We start from the raw sequence: 18,167 nt of genomic DNA on the forward strand, positions 1-18,167 counted from the left end.
AAAGGACTGAGTCCAGTTCAATACCGAACTCAGTCTTTACCTAACTAATTTAAACTGTCCAATAAACTGGGGTCAGTTCACTTCTGGGGTTTTTTTATGAAGGTATCAATGAAATGAAATTAATGGCTAGAGGAACCGAACTTAACTTATCGACACCTCAAGTTATGGGGATTTTGAATGTTACTCCAGACTCTTTCTCTGATGGTGGCACTCATAATTCACTTAATGATGCAATTAACCATGCCGCAAAATTAATCGCTGAAGGGGCTTCTATCATCGATATTGGTGGTGAGTCTACTAGACCTGGTGCAAGTGATGTCTCTATTGATGAAGAGTTGCAGCGTGTTGTTCCTGTTGTTGAGGCTATTCGTCAGCGTTTTGATGTTTGGATTTCAGTTGATACATCCAAGGCTCAAGTCATTACTGAATCAGCAAATGTAGGTGCTTCAATTATCAATGATATTCGCTCTTTACAAGAGCCAGGCGCACTTGAAGCTGCCGCTAAAACGGGTTTACCTGTGTGTATTATGCATATGCAAGGTGACCCTAAAACTATGCAACAATCACCACATTATGAGAATGTGATGATAGATGTTGATCGTTTTTTACAAGAAAATATTCAACGTTGTGTTGATGCTGGGATCGAAAAAAATCAAATTATTCTTGATCCAGGATTCGGCTTTGGTAAAAATTTAGCGCATAATTACCAATTATTAGCACACTTAAGTGAACTTCATCACTTTGGTCTACCCATACTTGCTGGAATGTCACGCAAATCAATGGTTGGACAACTATTGAATGTACCACCACAAGAGCGTGTTGCTGGTAGCGTGGCATGCGCAGTCATTGCAGCGATGCAAGGCGCACAAATTATTCGTGTACACGATGTCAAAGAGACTGTTGATGCGATGAAAGTCGTACAAGCGACTCTTTCTGCAAAGGAAAATAATGAATGAGCGAACGTAAATACTTTGGAACAGATGGTATCCGTGGAAAAGTAGGTGATAGTCCAATTACACCTGATTTTGTATTAAAACTGGGTTGGGCTGCGGGCAAAGTATTAGCACGTCATGGCTCTCGCAAAATCATTATTGGTAAAGATACACGTATCTCAGGCTATATGCTGGAATCTGCATTAGAAGCTGGTTTAGCTGCGGCAGGTTTATCAGCCTCATTTACAGGGCCAATGCCAACACCTGCTGTTGCTTATTTAACGCGTACATTCCGTGCTGAAGCTGGGATTGTTATTTCAGCTTCTCATAACCCTTATTACGATAACGGGATCAAATTCTTCTCTATTGATGGCACTAAATTACCCGATGAAGTAGAAGAAGCCATTGAAGCCGAAATGGAAAAGCCAATAACTTGTGTTGAATCAGCAGAGCTGGGTCGTGCAAATCGTATTGTAGATGCGGCAGGTCGTTATATTGAATTCTGCAAAGGGACTTTCCCGAATGAAAACAATCTTAATGGTCTAAAAGTGGTTGTCGATTGTGCGCATGGTGCAACATACCATATTGCGCCAAACGTATTTCGTGAACTAGGTGCTGAAGTGATCACTATTGGTTGTGAACCAACAGGTATCAATATCAACGAAGAATGTGGTGCAACAGATGTTCGTATGTTGCAAAAACGCGTATTAGAAGAAGGCGCTGATGTTGGTTTAGCTTTTGATGGTGATGGTGACCGTATCATCATGGTTGATCATCAAGGTCTAAAAGTTGATGGTGACCAAATTCTCTACATTATTGCGAGAGAAGCGTTACGCCAAGGCCAATTACGCGGTGGTGCAGTTGGTACACTAATGAGCAATATGGGATTAGAGATTGCACTTAAACAACTAGGTATTCCTTTTGTAAGAGCAAAAGTGGGCGACCGCTATGTGCTTGAAAAATTACAAGAGAAAGGCTGGCGTTTAGGTGCTGAAAACTCAGGTCACATTATTTTATTAGATAAAACGACTACAGGTGACGGTATTGTTGCAGGTTTACAAGTTTTAAGTGCAATGGTACGTAACCATATGAGTCTGCATGATCTATGCAGTGGCATGAAACTATTACCACAAATTTTAGTGAATGTTCGCTTTACGGGTAGCCACGATCCTTTACAAACACCTGAAGTTCAGAAAGTCGCTAAAGCGGTTGAAGAAGAACTTGCTGGTAAAGGTCGTGTATTGCTGCGTAAATCAGGAACAGAACCTTTAATTCGTGTCATGGTTGAAGGTGAAAATGAAGAACAAGTCACTGCGATGGCAAATCGTATTGCAGACGCTGTGAAGCACGTTGGTTAATTGATGCTTTTTTCTTCAATCAATCACTTTGTAGAAAAATAACCTTGCTTGTCAGTTCAGCTTTGGTTAGTATTCACACCCGCTTAGTAAGGTCTTGAACTAAAGCGGGTGAAGCAATCGAAGGTTATCGTTAAGACGATAAGTTCCATAGAAAAGGTAACGCAAATGTATACGGCACTCATTGTTATTCTTATCATTGTAGCAACAGGGCTAGTTGGTCTGATCCTGTTACAGCAGGGTAAAGGTGCTGATATGGGCGCTTCTTTTGGTGCAGGTGCTTCCGGTACAGTATTTGGTTCAAGCGGTTCAGCTAACTTTATGACCCGTATGACCGCTGTTTTAGCGACAGCTTTTATTGTACTTGCCCTTATTTTAGGTAATCTAAGTGCCAATAAAACTGTGCGTGAAGACAGCAAATGGATGTCTATCGAGCAGACTACAGAAGAAGCTAAAAAAGCTGAGCAATTAGCAGCGCCTGTAGCGCCAGCAAATACAGATATTCCGCAGTAAACTAAGTAAAGATTTAAATGAGATTGTTAATTTTTACGCAGTAACAGTCTCATTAAGTGCCGAGGTGGTGAAATTGGTATACACGCTACCTTGAGGTGGTAGTGCCTATAAAACGGGCGTACGGGTTCAAGTCCCGTTCTCGGCACCATTATTCCAGATAGCTTGCGTTTTGCTTGTTATCAGCGTAAAATTTGCCACGTTTTTCGAACGCGGGGTGGAGCAGCTTGGTAGCTCGTCGGGCTCATAACCCGAAGGTCGTCGGTTCAAATCCGGCCCCCGCAACCACTTCTAACAATACAGCACTTTTCTCATTAATCATCTTGTTGAACCGATTATGATCCTGAGTGGAATGTGCCGTAAGAAGAGGTTATTCTCGAATGGCAAGTTACAGGGTCCAGTTGCATAAAGCCCCGAATTTCGGGGTTTTTTGTTATCAGAGAATAGAATACTGGGCTATAGGCCCTTTTTTTATGCCTTGGGGGTGGGTTTGTCCACATTAGAGCAAAAATTAACAGCGATGGTTTCAGCACCAGTAGAAGCATTAGGCTTTGAATTTGTCGGTCTTGAGTTTATTCGTGGCCGAGAATCAACATTGCGCATCTATATTGATAGTGAAGACGGTATCACTGTTGATGATTGTGCTGATGTTAGCCACCAGGTCAGTGCTGTGCTGGATGTTGAAGATCCAATTCAAACAGTTTATAACCTTGAGATCTCTTCTCCTGGTTTAGAACGACCTTTATTCACTGCAACGCATTATGAGCAATTTATCGGTGAAGAAGCCGCTATTGTATTACGAATTGCAATGCAAAACCGCCGTAAATGGCAGGGCATTATTAAGTCTGTCGCTGGCGAAATGATCACGGTTACTGTGGATGGTAAAGACGAAGTGTTCGCACTGAGCAACATCCAGAAAGCTAACCTGGTACCCCACTTTTAAGTTTTGAAGAGGCAACTAGGATGAACAAAGAGATTCTGGCTGTTGTGGAAGCGGTCTCTAACGAAAAATCTCTTCCTCGTGAAAAGATTTTTGAAGCACTGGAAACCGCACTAGCGACAGCAACTAAGAAAAAATACGAGCAAGAAATTGACGTTCGCGTATGTATCGACCGTAAAACGGGTGACTTTGATACATTCCGTCGTTGGGTTGCCGTTGATGAAGTGACTCAACCTACTCGTGAAATCACACTTGAAGCGGCTCAATATGAAGATCCTAGTATTGAACTAGGTGGTTATATTGAAGATCAGATTGAATCTGTTACTTTCGACCGTATTACAACACAAACCGCTAAACAAGTTATCGTACAAAAAGTACGTGAAGCTGAAAGAGCAATGGTTGTTGATCAATTCCGCGAACAACTAGGCGAAATTATCACGGGTGTTGTGAAGAAAGTGAACCGTGAAAATATTACTTTAGACTTAGGCAATAACGCCGAAGCGGTTATTTTACGCGAAGATATGTTACCGCGTGAAAACTTCCGTCCAGGTGACCGTTTACGTGGTGTTTTATACGACGTACGTACAGAAACCCGTGGTGCGCAACTTTTCGTGACACGCTCTCGCCCTGAAATGCTGGTTGAACTTTTCCGCATTGAAGTACCAGAAATTGGCGAAGAAATCATTGAAATTAAAGCGGCAGCGCGTGATCCAGGTTCTCGTGCCAAAATCGCAGTAAAAACTAACGACAAGCGTATTGACCCAGTGGGTGCTTGTGTTGGTATGCGTGGTGCACGTGTACAAGCCGTTTCCAGCGAATTGGGCGGCGAGCGAATTGATATTGTTCTGTGGGATGATAATCCTGCACAATTCGTCATTAATGCAATGGCTCCGGCAGATGTTGCTTCTATTGTTGTCGATGAAGACAAATGCACAATGGATGTTGCCGTCGAAAGCAGTAACCTTGCTCAGGCAATCGGCCGAAATGGTCAAAACGTTCGCCTGGCAGCACAGTTACTGAAAAAACATCGTGGTGATGACAAATGGGAATTAAACGTCATGACTGCTGATGAACTGAATGCAAAACATCAGGCAGAAGCAAACGCAGCCATTGAAATATTTACTAAGCATCTCGACATTGATGAAGACTTCGCAACTGTTTTAGTTGAAGAAGGTTTCTCTACCCTTGAAGAGTTAGTTTATGTGCCAATCAGTGAACTGCTGGCTATTGACGGATTAGATGAAGATACCGTTGAAGCTCTACGTGAAAGAGCAAAAGCTGCACTAACAACGATTGAGTTGGCTCAAAAAGAAAGCCTAGGCGATAACCAGCCAGCAGAGGACTTATTAGCTCTCGAAGGCTTGGAGCGCTCTTTAGCATTTGATCTAGCTGCCCGTGGTATCTGCACACTGGAAGATCTTGCCGAACAGGGTATCGACGACCTAACTGATATTGAAGGTTTAAATAGTGAACGCGCAGGCGAACTCATTATGGCCGCACGTAATATCTGCTGGTTTGGGAATGATGCGTAACAACTGAGCAGGAAGGAACAGAATGACAGATGAAACAGTAAAATCACTGGCAGAAGAGATTCAGACACCGGTTGAACGTTTGGTACAGCAGTTTGCTGATGCCGGTATTAAGAAGACCGTCTCTGATTCTGTCTCCCAAAAAGAGAAAGAAACCTTACTGGCTTGGTTGAATCGTGATAAAGACGTATCAACCAACCAACCAGAAAAATTAACGTTACAACGCAAAGTGCGTAGTACGTTAAGTGTTCCTGGTACAGGTGGCAAAAGTAAATCAGTAGCCATCGAAGTCCGCAAAAAACGCACTTATGTGAACCGTGACGCCGTTGAAAAAGCGCAAGCGGATGAGCAAGCTCAGCGTGAAGCGGAAGAAAAGGCGCATCGCGAAGCCGAAGAAAAAGCCCAGCGCGAAGCACAAGAGAAAGCACAGCGCGAAGCTGAAGAAAAAGCAAAACGTGAAGCTGAAAAGGCACAGAAAGACGCCGAAGAAAAAGCAAAACGTGAAGCTGAAGAAGCAAAACGTGAAGCAGCGGAATTAGCTAAGCGCGAAGCAGCGGAAAAAGATAAAGTGAAACAAAACGATAAACCAAAAGCTGATAAAGCAGCAGATCAGGAAAAAGCACGTCGCAATGCTGAACAGGCTGAACTGAAGCGTAAAACGGAAGAAACACAGCGCCGTAAAGCGGAAGAAGAAGCACGAGTTGCAGCAGAAAAAGCACGTCGTTTAGCTGAAGAAAATGCTGAAAAATGGACTGCTGAACCTAAAGCGCCAGAAACTGAAGGCTCAGACTATCATGTAACAACATCACGTTATGCTCGTGATGCCGAAGATGAAAGTGATGCTGAAGTTGAAGGTGGCCGCGGTCGTGGTCGCAACGCTAAGGCTCCTCGTCCTAAGAAAAACAATCGCCATTCTGAAAAAGCAGATCGTGAAGAAGCACGAGCTGCTGGCCGTACTAACAAGAAAGGTAAACGTAAAGGTAGCTCATTACAGCAAGGCTTTAATAAACCAGCCGCTGTTGTAAACCGTGATGTTATTATCGGTGAGACTATTTCTGTTGCCGAACTTGCTAACAAAATGGCAGTAAAAGGGTCTGAAGTTATCAAAACCATGATGAAAATGGGTGCTATGGCGACCATTAATCAGGTTTTAGACCAAGAAACTGCACAGCTTGTTGCTGAAGAAATGGGTCATAAAGTTATCTTACGTCGTGAAAACGAGTTAGAAGAACAAGTCATGAGCGATCGTGATACTGGCGAAGAAAGCGCAGTATCTCGTGCACCAGTTGTGACTATCATGGGTCACGTTGACCATGGTAAAACATCATTACTGGACTACATTCGTTCAACGAAAGTAGCATCAGGCGAAGCGGGTGGTATCACCCAGCATATCGGTGCTTACCACGTTAAAACTGACAAAGGTGAAATCACCTTCCTAGATACTCCAGGTCACGCCGCGTTTACTTCAATGCGTGCTCGTGGTGCTCAGGTAACGGATATCGTTGTTCTGGTTGTTGCAGCAGATGATGGTGTAATGCCACAAACTATCGAAGCAATCCAACACGCAAAAGCAGCAAACGTACCTGTTGTTGTTGCAGTGAACAAAATTGATAAACACGAAGCTGATCCAGATCGCGTTAAAACTGAACTGTCTCAATATGGCATCCTGCCAGAAGAGTGGGGCGGCGAAACTCAGTTTATGCATGTATCTGCAAAACAAGGTTTAGGTATTGACGAACTGCTGGATGCTATCCTTTTACAAGCTGAAGTTCTTGAACTGAAAGCAGTTAAAGAAGGTATGGCAAGCGGTGTTGTTATCGAATCTTACCTTGATAAAGGCCGTGGTCCAGTTGCAACTATTCTTGTCCGTGAAGGTACACTGAATAAAGGTGACATCGTTCTGTGTGGTTTCGAATACGGTCGTATTCGTGCAATGCGTAACGAATTAGGCCAAGACGTTCAATCTGCTGGTCCATCAATGCCAGTTGAGATTTTAGGTCTGTCTAACGTTCCTTCTGCGGGTGATGAAGCAACGGTTGTTCGTGACGAGAAGAAAGCGCGTGAAGTTGCATTATACCGTCAAGGTAAATTCCGCGATGTTAAACTGGCTCGTCAGCAGAAATCTAAACTGGAAAACATGTTTGCTAACATGGAAGAAGGTAAAACTTCTGAACTGAACATCGTTCTGAAAACAGACGTTCAAGGTACTTGTGAAGCGATTACTGATGCATTAGTTAAACTGTCTACTAATGAAGTTAAACTGAAAATCATTGGTTCAGGCGTAGGTGGTATCACCGAAACTGACGCAACATTAGCCGCTGCTTCTAACGCAATCATTCTTGGCTTCAACGTTCGTGCTGATGCATCTGCTCGCCGTATCATTGAACAAGAAAGCGTTGATTTACGTTACTACTCCGTTATCTATAGCCTGATTGACGAAATCAAACTGGCAATGAGCGGTATGTTGGCACCTGAATATAAACAAGAAATCATGGGTCTTGCAGAAGTCCGTGATGTGTTTAAATCACCTAAATTCGGCGCAATTGCGGGTTGTATGGTGGTTGAAGGTAACATCAAACGTAATAATCCAATTCGTGTTCTACGTGATAACGTGGTTATCTATGAAGGCGAACTTGAGTCACTGCGTCGCTTTAAAGATGACGTCAACGAAGTACGTAACGGCATGGAATGTGGTATCGGTGTGAAAAACTACAACGATGTCCGTGTTGGCGACATGATTGAAGTCTTCCAAGTTATCGAAATCAAACGTTCTATTGATTAATTTAGTACGTCTTGTTTTAAAAGGGAGCTTAAGGGCTCCCTTCTTATTCCTTTCTTTGCTGTATTCTCCTTTTATTTCCTCTTCATTTTTCAACATAACCGAAATAGATTGCCTTTCAGTAATTTATGAAAGTGAAATAACAGGGTAAAATAGCACCAAAGAAACATTTTATTTCTAAAGAAAGAAATCAGAGAAAGCGGTTGTTAAATACCACTTCATGTATACTCTTTAGATATCATTGATTTTAGATTTGAATTAGCAATGACAATCAGGGCGATACCCTATTGTCAGGGAGAGATAAAATGGCAAGAGATTTTAGCCGTAGTCAGCGTGTTTCTCAGGAAATGCAAAAAGAAATCGCCATCATTTTACAACGCGAAGTCAAAGATCCTCGTATTGGAATGGCAACGGTTTCTGGCGTTGAAATTTCTCGTGATTTGGCTTATGCCAAAGTATTTGTCACCTTTTTAAACTTATCAGGTGGTGAAAAAAGCGAAGAAGAGATGGTTGCAGATGGTTTAACTGCACTTAATGAAGCCGCTGGTTTTATTCGTTCTTTATTAGGTAAAGCGATGCGTTTACGTATTGTACCTGAACTGACATTTGCTTATGACAACTCATTAGTTGAAGGTATGCGTATGTCTAACTTAGTTTCTAACGTCGTTAAAAGCGATGAAGAGCGTCGTCACAAAGAGGATAAATAATGGGGCGTCGTCGTAAGGGGCGTGAGATTAACGGCGTATTGCTACTCGATAAACCCCAAGATATTTCCTCTAACGATGCACTCCAAAAAGTCCGCCGTATGTTTAATGCCAGTAAGGCAGGGCATACAGGAGCATTGGATCCTTTAGCAACAGGTATGCTCCCTATTTGTTTAGGTGAGGCAACGAAATTTTCACAGTTTCTATTGGATTCAGATAAGCGTTATCGCGTTATTGCACGTTTAGGGCAACGTACAGATACCTCTGATGCACATGGCGAGGTTATTCAAGAGCGCCCAGTACAATTTACACAGCAGGCTTTAGATGATGCTTTAGATAGTTTTCGCGGCGAAACATTGCAAGTCCCTTCAATGTACTCTGCTTTAAAGCATCAAGGTAAACCGCTTTACGAATACGCCCGACAAGGCATTGAAGTTGAGCGTGAAGCAAGACCCATCACGGTTTATGAACTCCAGTTTATTCGCTGGGAAGGTGATGAGCTAGAGCTGGAAATTCATTGTTCTAAAGGCACTTACATTCGAACAATTATTGATGATCTTGGTGAGAAATTACAATGTGGTGCTCACGTTATTTTCTTACGTCGATTAGAAGTCGCAGATTATCCTAAAGAGCGAATGGTCACGTTAGAGCAATTAAGAGCGATGATAGAGAATGCTCAAACTACACAAGAAGATCCTTTCTTGGCGCTTGATGCACTGTTATTGCCTATGGATACCGCTGTTGCACATTTTCCTGTTGTGAATTTGACCACAATTATTGCGGGTTATCTTAAGCTGGGGCAGCCTGTTCGTGTTAATCATGACATCAATGAAGGCGAATGGGTAAGAGTAACTGAAGGCGATGAAAAAAAATTCATTGGTCTTGCTATCATTAAAGATGGCCTAGTTGCTCCGAAAAGAGTGGTTGTAGACTATAGCGCACAAGATAACACTTAATAGCAATCTTGCGCTAAAAGTGTTTGAAGCGTAGAATAATGCGGCTATCTGTTTAGGTGGCTGAGTTGGATAGCTGAATTAGAGATTGGCTATCTGAAAATTTTACTTAATTTGGAGTTTATTATGTCTCTAAGTACTGAAGCGAAAGCACAAATCGTTGCTGAATTTGGTCGTGATGCTAACGATACTGGCTCAAGCGAAGTTCAGATTGCACTGCTGACTGCAGAAATCAACCACCTGCAAGGTCACTTTTCAGAGCACAAAAAAGATCACCACAGCCGTCGTGGTCTGCTGCGTAAAGTTTCCAGCCGTCGTAATCTGCTGGACTACCTGAAACGTAAAGATGTTGCTCGTTACTCTGCACTGATTGAACGTTTAGGTCTGCGTCGCTAATCAAGCGAGTTTCAGTGGAAAGGGGCCTGTTGGCCCCTTTTCTACTAGAAAGTGCTATTTTTAATATTAGTCGTTATGTTTTAATGTGGTGATTGTTATTTAGTCTCTCTAGTTACGACAATTCGCGCGGCTAATGAAAGTATTTATCATTAAGTGGTTAATATTTTCATTAGTCGCGAGGGGACGTAGCGGAGAAAAGATCATTCATCGTCGCTAAACATCTGGCGACAATAAGATAAAGGATATTATTTTGCTGAATCCTACAGTTCGTAAATTTCAATACGGTCAACATACTGTTTCATTAGAAACAGGCATGATGGCGCGTCAAGCAACAGCTGCTGTTATGGTTGACATGGACGGCACCGCTGTTTTTGTTACTGTTGTTGCAAAGAAAAAAGTTAAAGCTGGACAAGATTTCTTCCCATTAACTGTTAACTACCAAGAGCGTTCATACGCTGCTGGTCGTATCCCAGGTAGCTTCTTCCGTCGTGAAGGTCGTCCTGGTGAAGGCGAAACGTTAATTGCACGTTTAATTGACCGCCCTTTACGCCCATTATTCCCAGAAGGTTTCTTAAACGAAATTCAAATCGTTGCTACCGTTGTTTCAGTTAACCCACAAGTTAACCCAGATATCGTTGCAATGATTGGTGCTTCTGCGGTATTAGCGCTGTCAGGTGTTCCATTCAATGGCCCTATCGGTGGTGCTCGTGTTGGTTTTATCGATGGACAATATGTTCTAAACCCAACTGTTGATGAGCTGAAAGTTAGTAAATTAGACTTAGTGGTTGCAGGTACTGCAGGCGCGGTACTGATGGTAGAATCAGAAGCTGATTTATTATCAGAAGAAGAAATGTTAGGTGCAGTCGTATTTGGTCATGATCAACAACAAGTTGTGATCGAAAACATCAATGCATTAGTTGCAGAAGTGGGTAAAGAGAAATGGGATTGGGCGCCAGAAGCCATCAACCAACCTTTACATGACCGCATTGCACAATTAGCACAAGCTCGTATTGGTGATGCTTACCGTATTACTGAGAAACAAGAGCGTTATGAACAAATCGAAGCTATCCGTGATGAAGTCATCGCGACATTAGTAGCTGAAGATGAAACTTTAGATGAAGCTGAAATCAGCGAAATCTTCTCAGGTCTTGAGAAAAACATCGTTCGTGCTCGCGTATTAGCTGGCGAACCACGTATTGATGGTCGTGAAAAAGACATGGTACGTGCGTTAGACATTCGCACAGGTTTATTACCACGTACTCACGGTTCAGCACTGTTCACTCGTGGTGAAACTCAGGCTCTGGTCACTGCTACATTAGGTACTGCGCGTGATGCTCAAACTATTGATGACATCATGGGTGAGCACACTGATACATTCTTACTGCACTATAACTTCCCTCCATACTCTGTTGGTGAAACAGGCATGATGGGTTCACCAAAACGTCGCGAAATCGGTCATGGCCGTTTAGCAAAACGTGGTGTATTAGCAGTAATGCCAACAATTGAAGAATTCCCATATACCGTTCGTGTGGTTTCTGAAATCACTGAATCAAATGGTTCATCTTCAATGGCATCTGTTTGTGGTGCTTCTTTAGCACTGATGGATGCAGGTGTACCAATTAAAGAATCTGTTGCCGGTATTGCAATGGGTCTAGTGAAAGAAGGCGACAACTTTGTTGTTCTTTCCGATATTCTGGGTGATGAAGACCATTTAGGCGATATGGACTTTAAAGTTGCGGGTAGCCGTAACGGTGTCAGCGCATTACAAATGGATATCAAAATCGAAGGTATCACTCGCGAAATCATGCAAGTTGCATTAAACCAAGCGAAAAGCGCACGTCTACACATTTTAGGCGTAATGGAAGATGCAATTAGCCAACCTCGTGCTGATATTTCTGAATTCGCACCACGCATTCATACTATCAAAATTAATCCAGACAAGATCAAAGACGTTATCGGTAAAGGTGGTTCAGTTATCCGTGCATTAACGGAAGAAACTGGCACAACTATCGAAATCGAAGATGATGGTACAGTGAAGATTGCTGCAACAAGTGGCGATCAAGCAAAACAAGCTATCGCACGTATCGAAGAAATTACTGCTGAAGTTGAAGTGGGTCGTATCTACAACGGTAAAGTAACCCGTATCGTAGATTTCGGTGCATTCGTTGCTATCGGTGGCGGCAAAGAAGGTCTGGTTCATATTTCTCAAATCGCAGACAAACGCGTTGAGAAAGTGAGTGACTACTTGGAAATGGGTCAAGAAGTTCCAGTTAAAGTACTGGAAATTGACCGTCAAGGCCGTATTCGCTTAAGCATGAAAGAAGCTCAAGCTAATCAGCAGGAAGCAACAGAAACTTCTTCTGAAGATTCTGCGAATTAATGATATTCTACTACCGATATCTAGACATAGGTATCGGTAGAGACTTATTATGATTGACAAGTAGGACGTCTTGAACGCTTTTTGTTGAAAGGTCTGACTTTGGGAGTGAGAAATGAAAACATTTCTGCGCAGTTGTTCTATTGCTGTTTTCATCTTTATTTCCGGATGCAGCACTAGTCCAGAGTGGCGCCAGAATGCGATTTTTGCCACACCATTGCAGCCTTCTTTACAACAAGAAGTGATATTGGCTCGTATAGAACAAATCCTAGCGAGCCGTTCATTAACCGAAGATGAATACGCACAGCTTTTATATGAGCGTGGTGTGCTGTATGATAGCCTCGGTTTACGAGCTTTAGCGCGTAATGATTTTTCAATGGCGCTATCAATACGACCAGATATGCTAGAAATTTTTAATTTTCTAGGTATCTATTTTACGCAGGCAGCGAATTACGATGCTGCTTATGAAGCGTTTGATTCTGTTTTAGAGCTTGATCCAACTTACAATAATGCGCGTTTTAATCGTGGTATCGCTTTGTACTACGGTGGCCGATTGAAATTGGCGCAGGATGATCTGCAGGCGTTTTATCAGGTCGATCCAAATGATCCCATTCGTTCGCTTTGGTTATATCTTGTAGAAAAAGAGATAAACACTGATTTGGCTAAACAACAGCTAAAACAGCGATACCAGCAGGCGAATAAAACGGGGCAATGGGGATGGAATATAGTTGAGTTTTATTTAGGCGATATTAATGAGAAAACATTAATGTTGAAACTAAATGAAGCTTCAACCGATAACACTTCGCTCGCTGAGCATCTTAGTGAAACTAACTTCTATTTAGGTAAGTATTACCTAAGTCTGGGGGACATGGATAGCGCAGAAGCGTTATTCAAGCTGACGGTTGCCAACAACGCACATAACTTTGTTGAGCACCGCTACGCATTGTTGGAATTAGCACTGTTAGGCCAACAAGAAGACCTAGCGGAATCGGACCAGCAATAGCTGACGAACATTTCTCTGATCAGTTTGAAAGCCATCATCTACATAGGATGAGGGCTTGTTTGTTCGTTTAATAATATAATTTGAGCCAGTTCACATTTTAGATGATAAAGACCGACAAACCATGCGGTATGTTATGTCAACTGGCTGCCATAATGAATGAGGCACAGTGACATGACTACTGAAACCGATATGACTTTTGCTGATCTAGGTTTATCAGCACCTATTTTGACTGCACTGAATGACTTAGGCTACGAGAAGCCTTCTCCAATTCAGCAACAATGTATTCCTTTCCTTTTAAATGGTAATGATGTTTTAGGTATGGCACAGACCGGTAGTGGTAAAACTGCCGCATTTAGCCTGCCGTTATTACACAATCTCGACGAATCATTAAAAGCACCACAAATTTTAGTTTTAGCACCGACTCGTGAACTTGCGGTTCAGGTTGCTGAAGCCATTGAAGATTTTTCTAAGCATTTACCAAAAGTAAATGTTGTTGCACTGTATGGTGGTCAGCGTTACGACGTTCAATTACGTGCGTTACGTCAAGGTCCACAAGTTGTTGTGGGTACACCAGGTCGTTTATTAGACCATTTAAACCGTGGCACATTAGATTTATCTAAACTGAAAGGTTTAGTATTAGATGAAGCTGATGAAATGTTACGTATGGGCTTTATTGAAGATGTTGAAAACATTTTAAGTAAGATCCCAGCAGAACACCAAACTGCACTGTTCTCTGCAACAATGCCAGAAGCGATTCGTCGTATTACTCGTCGTTTTATGAACGATCCGAAAGAAGTACGCATCCAAAGTAGCGTAACGACACGTCCAGACATTAGCCAAAGCTATTGGATGACATTCGGCGCACGTAAAAATGAAGCGTTAATTCGTTTCTTAGAAGCTGAAGATTTTGATGCGGCAATTATTTTCGTTCGTACTAAAAATGCAACATTAGAAGTTGCTGAAGCTTTAGAGCGTAATGGTTATAACAGCGCAGCGTTAAACGGTGATATGAACCAATCACTGCGTGAGCAAACATTAGAGCGCCTGAAAAATGGTCGTTTAGACATTTTAATCGCGACTGACGTTGCTGCTCGTGGTCTTGACGTTGACCGTATCAGCCTTGTTGTAAACTATGATATCCCAATGGATTCAGAGTCTTACGTTCACCGTATTGGTCGTACAGGCCGTGCGGGTCGTGCTGGCCGTGCAATTTTATTCGTTGATAACCGTGAGCGTCGTTTACTGCGCAATATCGAACGTACAATGAAGATGACTATTCCTGAAGTAGAACTGCCAAATGCAGAGCTTATCAGCCAACGTCGTCAGGAAAAATTTGCACAGCAAATCGCACAACAATTAGAAACTAGCAACCTTGACCAGTATCGTGCTCTGTTACCTAAATTAGCTCCACAAGGTGAAGAAGCGTTAGATATGGAAACACTGGCTGCGGTATTACTGAAAATGGCTCAAGGTGAGCGTGCGCTTATCCTGCCACCAGATCCAGTTCGTCGTCCTCGCCGTGAATTTAACGATCGTGACGATCGTCGTGGTGATGATCGCCGTCGCGGTGATAACGATCGCGAGCGTTCTCCTCGTCGTGAACGTCGTGATGCTGGCGAAATGGATTTATACCGTATCGAAGTGGGTCGTGATGATGGTGTTGAAGTTCGTCATATCGTTGGTGCAATTGCTAACGAAGGCGATATCAGCAGCCGTTACATTGGTAATATCAAACTGTATGGTTCTCACTCAACCATTGAATTACCAAAAGGTATGCCAACAGATTTATTAAGCCATTTCACACGTACACGTATTATGAACAAACCACTGAATATGCAATTAGTGGGTGATGCTCAATCTCAGCCTTTCCGTGAACGCCGTGGCAATAGTCGCCGTGATGGTCAACCACAAGGCGGTCGCCGTTTTAATAATGGTGATCAACCTCAACGCCGTGGTAATAATGATCGTGGTGGTGAACGTGGTAACTTCCGTGGTAACCGTAATAACGAAGGAACACCACGTCGTCGTAGCAGCTCTCATAACCAATAAGAGCCTACAATCAACTCAATATTAAATTTGAGTCGATGACAAAAAATAAAAACCAGTCAATGTAAGTTGGCTGGTTTTTTTTATACTTATTTTATTACGAGATTTTATTAATTAACTTAAACCAATCGCTTCTTTTAATGGTTTTAAATATCGACGGCTGACAGGAATTTGGCTGTTATTGTGTAATATTAATTCCGCTTGTCCATTATCACCAAAAACAATCTCATTAACATAATCCATATTGATTAAATATTGACGATGACAACGGACTAGTTGTGTCCGCGTTTCTAATGTACGCAACGTTAATTCTGTAAAACCTTCTTGGCCTTGATTATTGGTTACATAAACCCCACTGAGCCTTGATGTTGCAAATACGGCCTCATCAATTGGCATTAACCAAATACGGCTATGACCGGTACAAGGAATGCATTTTAAACGTTCTTCTGGTGGGGATAATAAATCAATATTCTGTTTATTACCTTGGCGTAAACGGTTCAATGTTTTAGTAAGGCGCTCTTGCTCTAAAGGTTTGAGTAGATAATCAAAGGCATGCTCTTCAAAGGCTTGGATTGCATACTCTTCAAATGCAGTTAAAAAGACAATATAAGGACGATGTTCAGGATCCAGCATTGTGACCATTTCAAGCCCTGTAATGCGTGGCATTTGAATATCCAGAAAGACAACATCGGGCTTTTTACGGTGTATCTCTCCTATGGCTTCAATTGCATTACTGCATTCACCAACAATATGAATATCTTTTTCTACTTCAAGTAAACAACGTAAATTTTCACGAGCCAACGGCTCATCATCAACGATTAATATATTCATTGTTATGCAGTGTTATCCATACTTTTCTCTAGAGGTAAGCAAATTTTTACCTTTGTATATTCATCGGCTTGGCATTCCACTAAAACACCATAAAGCTCGCCATAGCGTAATTTTAATCGCTTATCCACCAGCCTCATTCCTAACCCTAATTCATGAGAAGGGCATTGAGGTTGATAAAGTCCCGCATTATCACAGATTTCAATAATGATTAAATGGTGTTCTTGGTGTGCTCTAATTGTAATCTTTCCGATATCTAATAACTGTGACGTTCCATGTTTAATTGCATTTTCGACCATTGGTTGAAGTGAAAAAGCAGGTAGACGAGCATTAGCTAGGCTTTCAGGAATTTGAATATCAATCTGTAAACGTTCCTGAAAACGGGCTTTTTCGATTTGTAAATAGGCATTCACATGTTCAATCTCATCACTTAATGTCACAACAGCTTCAGGTCTTTTTAAATTTTTACGAAAGAAAGCAGAGAGAAATTGCACTAATTGCTTTGCTTGTTCGCTATCACGTCGAATAACCGCTTGTAGTGTATTTAATGCATTAAAAAGAAAATGGGGATTCACTTGCGCATGGAGAAGTTTAATCTCTGATTCTAAAAGAGATTGCTTATTTCGCTCATATTGTCCAGCCAGAATTTGTGCAGATAATAGACTTGCAATCCCTTCACCTAGGGTTCGGTTAATAGAACTAAATAGGCGATTTTTAGCCTCATAAAGTTTTATTGTGCCAATGACTTGGTTATTTTCGCCTCTCAATGGAATAACTAAGGTTGAGCCCAGTTTGCAATGGGGTGAAAGCGTGCAACGGTAAGGTGTTTCATTACCATCTGCATAAACAACTTCATTATTATTGATGGCTTGCTTGGATTGTTCTGATGAAATAGGTGTACCCGGTAAATGATGATCAGCACCAATACCAATAAAGGCGAGAAGTTTTTCTCTATCTGTAATCGCAACAGCACTGACTCTTAGTTCTTGATAAATGACTTTTGCCACACGAGTGCTATTATCTTGATTAAATCCTTTACGCAAAATACCTTCGGTACAAACGGCAATTTTTAATGCTTGAGCTGAGAATGCGCTGGTATATTTTTCAAATATTGCCCGTCTATCTTGTAATATTCGAATAAACATCGCAGCACCAACGGTATTTGCGACAATCATTGGCGCTGCAATATCTTTCACTAAGGCAAGCGCTTCATTAAATGGGCGAGCTAATAATAAGATGATGCTCATCTGTATTATTTCGGCAAAGAAAGTCACTGCCGCTGCGGTCCATGGATTAAAAATCCGGTGCATTTGCCCGTGCTTGACGTAATAACGGTGAACTAATCCGCCAATTAATCCTTCTACAATGGTAGACACCATACAGCTAAATGCAGTCATACCACCAAGTGAATAGCGGTGTAAGCCCCCCGTAAAACCAACGAGAAAGCCGACGTAAGGGCCTCCTAGCAACCCGCCTAAGACAGAGCCAATAGCCCGCGTATTAGCAATAGAATCATTAATATGTAGCCCAAAATAGGTACCCATAATGCAGAAAATAGAGAATATGACATAGCACATTAATTTATGTGGTAGTTTTATCGTGACCTGTAAAAGCGGCGTAAATAGCGGGGTTTTGCTTAAAAACCAAGCAATAATTAAATAAACGCACATTTGCTGTAATAACAGCAAAATAAGATCAAATTCATACATAAGTATTAAGTACCGTTCTCTTTTCTATCTGATAAACATAAAAAGTTCAGATAAAACGGGGATATTAATTAGGCGATAAAGTTTGATATAAGAATAACTTAATCGC

Annotated in this window: 14 protein-coding genes and 2 tRNA genes; 14 read left to right on the top strand and 2 right to left on the bottom strand. The window is 41.9% G+C overall.

Annotated features, from left to right (window positions below; all coding sequences use genetic code 11):
• Positions 1–113: 113 nt before the first annotated feature.
• From folP to CBE70_RS01765, 14 genes are all read left to right on the top strand, one after another.
• Positions 114–956, top strand: coding sequence for a dihydropteroate synthase (folP, locus tag CBE70_RS01700; protein WP_100157957.1), 843 nt, complete (start codon positions 114–116; stop codon positions 954–956).
• Positions 953–2,290 (top strand): phosphoglucosamine mutase, encoded by a 1,338-nt coding sequence (gene glmM / locus CBE70_RS01705; protein ID WP_023583574.1) that lies wholly within the window; start codon positions 953–955, stop codon positions 2,288–2,290. The genes folP and glmM overlap by 4 nt, the downstream gene beginning before the upstream one ends.
• Positions 2,291–2,455: 165 nt before the next feature.
• The gene (secG, locus tag CBE70_RS01710) at positions 2,456–2,800 is read left to right on the top strand and encodes a preprotein translocase subunit SecG (RefSeq protein ID WP_036914692.1); all 345 of its coding nucleotides are present in this window, start codon (positions 2,456–2,458) and stop codon (positions 2,798–2,800) included.
• A 58-nt stretch (positions 2,801–2,858) separates the two neighbouring features.
• Positions 2,859–2,948: transfer RNA gene (locus CBE70_RS01715), tRNA-Leu, on the top strand.
• A 60-nt stretch (positions 2,949–3,008) separates the two neighbouring features.
• Positions 3,009–3,085 (top strand) — tRNA-Met (locus CBE70_RS01720).
• Between the two features lie 202 nt (positions 3,086–3,287).
• Positions 3,288–3,740: a ribosome maturation factor RimP gene (rimP, locus tag CBE70_RS01725; RefSeq protein ID WP_036914691.1), complete on the top strand. Its 453-nt coding sequence runs from the start codon at positions 3,288–3,290 to the stop codon at positions 3,738–3,740.
• Positions 3,741–3,760: 20 nt separating this feature from the next.
• Positions 3,761–5,269: a transcription termination factor NusA gene (gene nusA, locus CBE70_RS01730; protein ID WP_006535691.1), complete on the top strand. Its 1,509-nt coding sequence runs from the start codon at positions 3,761–3,763 to the stop codon at positions 5,267–5,269.
• A gap of 22 nt (positions 5,270–5,291) precedes the next feature.
• A complete protein-coding gene (gene infB / locus CBE70_RS01735; RefSeq protein ID WP_100157958.1) occupies positions 5,292–8,048 on the top strand; it encodes a translation initiation factor IF-2 in 2,757 nt (918 codons plus the stop codon).
• 302 nt (positions 8,049–8,350) lie between these two features.
• Positions 8,351–8,752, top strand: coding sequence for a 30S ribosome-binding factor RbfA (gene rbfA / locus CBE70_RS01740; protein WP_099073997.1), 402 nt, complete (start codon positions 8,351–8,353; stop codon positions 8,750–8,752).
• Entirely contained in the window at positions 8,752–9,705 is a 954-nt protein-coding gene (truB, locus tag CBE70_RS01745; RefSeq protein ID WP_100157959.1) for a tRNA pseudouridine(55) synthase TruB, read from the top strand. Before rbfA ends, truB begins: the two co-directional genes overlap by 1 nt.
• Positions 9,706–9,828: 123 nt before the next feature.
• Complete coding sequence (gene rpsO / locus CBE70_RS01750; RefSeq protein WP_023583571.1) at positions 9,829–10,098, top strand: 30S ribosomal protein S15; 270 nt, start codon at positions 9,829–9,831, stop codon at positions 10,096–10,098.
• A 250-nt stretch (positions 10,099–10,348) separates the two neighbouring features.
• The gene (gene pnp, locus CBE70_RS01755) at positions 10,349–12,478 is read left to right on the top strand and encodes a polyribonucleotide nucleotidyltransferase (RefSeq protein ID WP_100157960.1); all 2,130 of its coding nucleotides are present in this window, start codon (positions 10,349–10,351) and stop codon (positions 12,476–12,478) included.
• A gap of 112 nt (positions 12,479–12,590) precedes the next feature.
• The gene (gene nlpI / locus CBE70_RS01760; RefSeq protein WP_100157961.1) at positions 12,591–13,478 is read left to right on the top strand and encodes a lipoprotein NlpI; all 888 of its coding nucleotides are present in this window, start codon (positions 12,591–12,593) and stop codon (positions 13,476–13,478) included.
• Between the two features lie 171 nt (positions 13,479–13,649).
• A complete protein-coding gene (locus tag CBE70_RS01765; RefSeq protein ID WP_100157962.1) occupies positions 13,650–15,527 on the top strand; it encodes a DEAD/DEAH family ATP-dependent RNA helicase in 1,878 nt (625 codons plus the stop codon).
• 111 nt (positions 15,528–15,638) lie between these two features.
• On the opposite strand, the gene btsR is transcribed toward CBE70_RS01765, so the two are convergent.
• Both btsR and CBE70_RS01775 read right to left on the bottom strand, forming a co-directional pair.
• Positions 15,639–16,355, bottom strand: a complete 717-nt coding sequence (gene btsR / locus CBE70_RS01770; protein WP_100157963.1) for a two-component system response regulator BtsR — start codon at positions 16,353–16,355, stop codon at positions 15,639–15,641.
• A gap of 2 nt (positions 16,356–16,357) precedes the next feature.
• A complete protein-coding gene (locus tag CBE70_RS01775; protein ID WP_100157964.1) occupies positions 16,358–18,061 on the bottom strand; it encodes a sensor histidine kinase in 1,704 nt (567 codons plus the stop codon).
• Positions 18,062–18,167: the final 106 nt, after the last annotated feature.

The sequence above is a fragment of the Proteus columbae genome (genome assembly GCF_002777965.1).
Lineage (GTDB): Bacteria > Pseudomonadota > Gammaproteobacteria > Enterobacterales > Enterobacteriaceae > Proteus > Proteus columbae.

What these genes read in the sequence shown, in the direction of transcription:
- secG (WP_036914692.1), top strand. Translation starts at nt 2,456, where the DNA reads ATGTATACGGCACTCATTGTTATTCTTATCATTGTAGCAACAGGGCTA.
- truB (WP_100157959.1), top strand. Translation starts at nt 8,752, where the DNA reads ATGGGGCGTCGTCGTAAGGGGCGTGAGATTAACGGCGTATTGCTACTC.
- glmM (WP_023583574.1), top strand. Translation starts at nt 953, where the DNA reads ATGAGCGAACGTAAATACTTTGGAACAGATGGTATCCGTGGAAAAGTA.
- CBE70_RS01765 (WP_100157962.1), top strand. Translation starts at nt 13,650, where the DNA reads ATGACTACTGAAACCGATATGACTTTTGCTGATCTAGGTTTATCAGCA.
- rbfA (WP_099073997.1), top strand. Translation starts at nt 8,351, where the DNA reads ATGGCAAGAGATTTTAGCCGTAGTCAGCGTGTTTCTCAGGAAATGCAA.
- nusA (WP_006535691.1), top strand. Translation starts at nt 3,761, where the DNA reads ATGAACAAAGAGATTCTGGCTGTTGTGGAAGCGGTCTCTAACGAAAAA.
- rpsO (WP_023583571.1), top strand. Translation starts at nt 9,829, where the DNA reads ATGTCTCTAAGTACTGAAGCGAAAGCACAAATCGTTGCTGAATTTGGT.
- infB (WP_100157958.1), top strand. Translation starts at nt 5,292, where the DNA reads ATGACAGATGAAACAGTAAAATCACTGGCAGAAGAGATTCAGACACCG.
- folP (WP_100157957.1), top strand. Translation starts at nt 114, where the DNA reads ATGAAATTAATGGCTAGAGGAACCGAACTTAACTTATCGACACCTCAA.
- CBE70_RS01775 (WP_100157964.1), bottom strand. Translation starts at nt 18,061, where the DNA reads ATGTATGAATTTGATCTTATTTTGCTGTTATTACAGCAAATGTGCGTT.
- nlpI (WP_100157961.1), top strand. Translation starts at nt 12,591, where the DNA reads ATGAAAACATTTCTGCGCAGTTGTTCTATTGCTGTTTTCATCTTTATT.
- btsR (WP_100157963.1), bottom strand. Translation starts at nt 16,355, where the DNA reads ATGAATATATTAATCGTTGATGATGAGCCGTTGGCTCGTGAAAATTTA.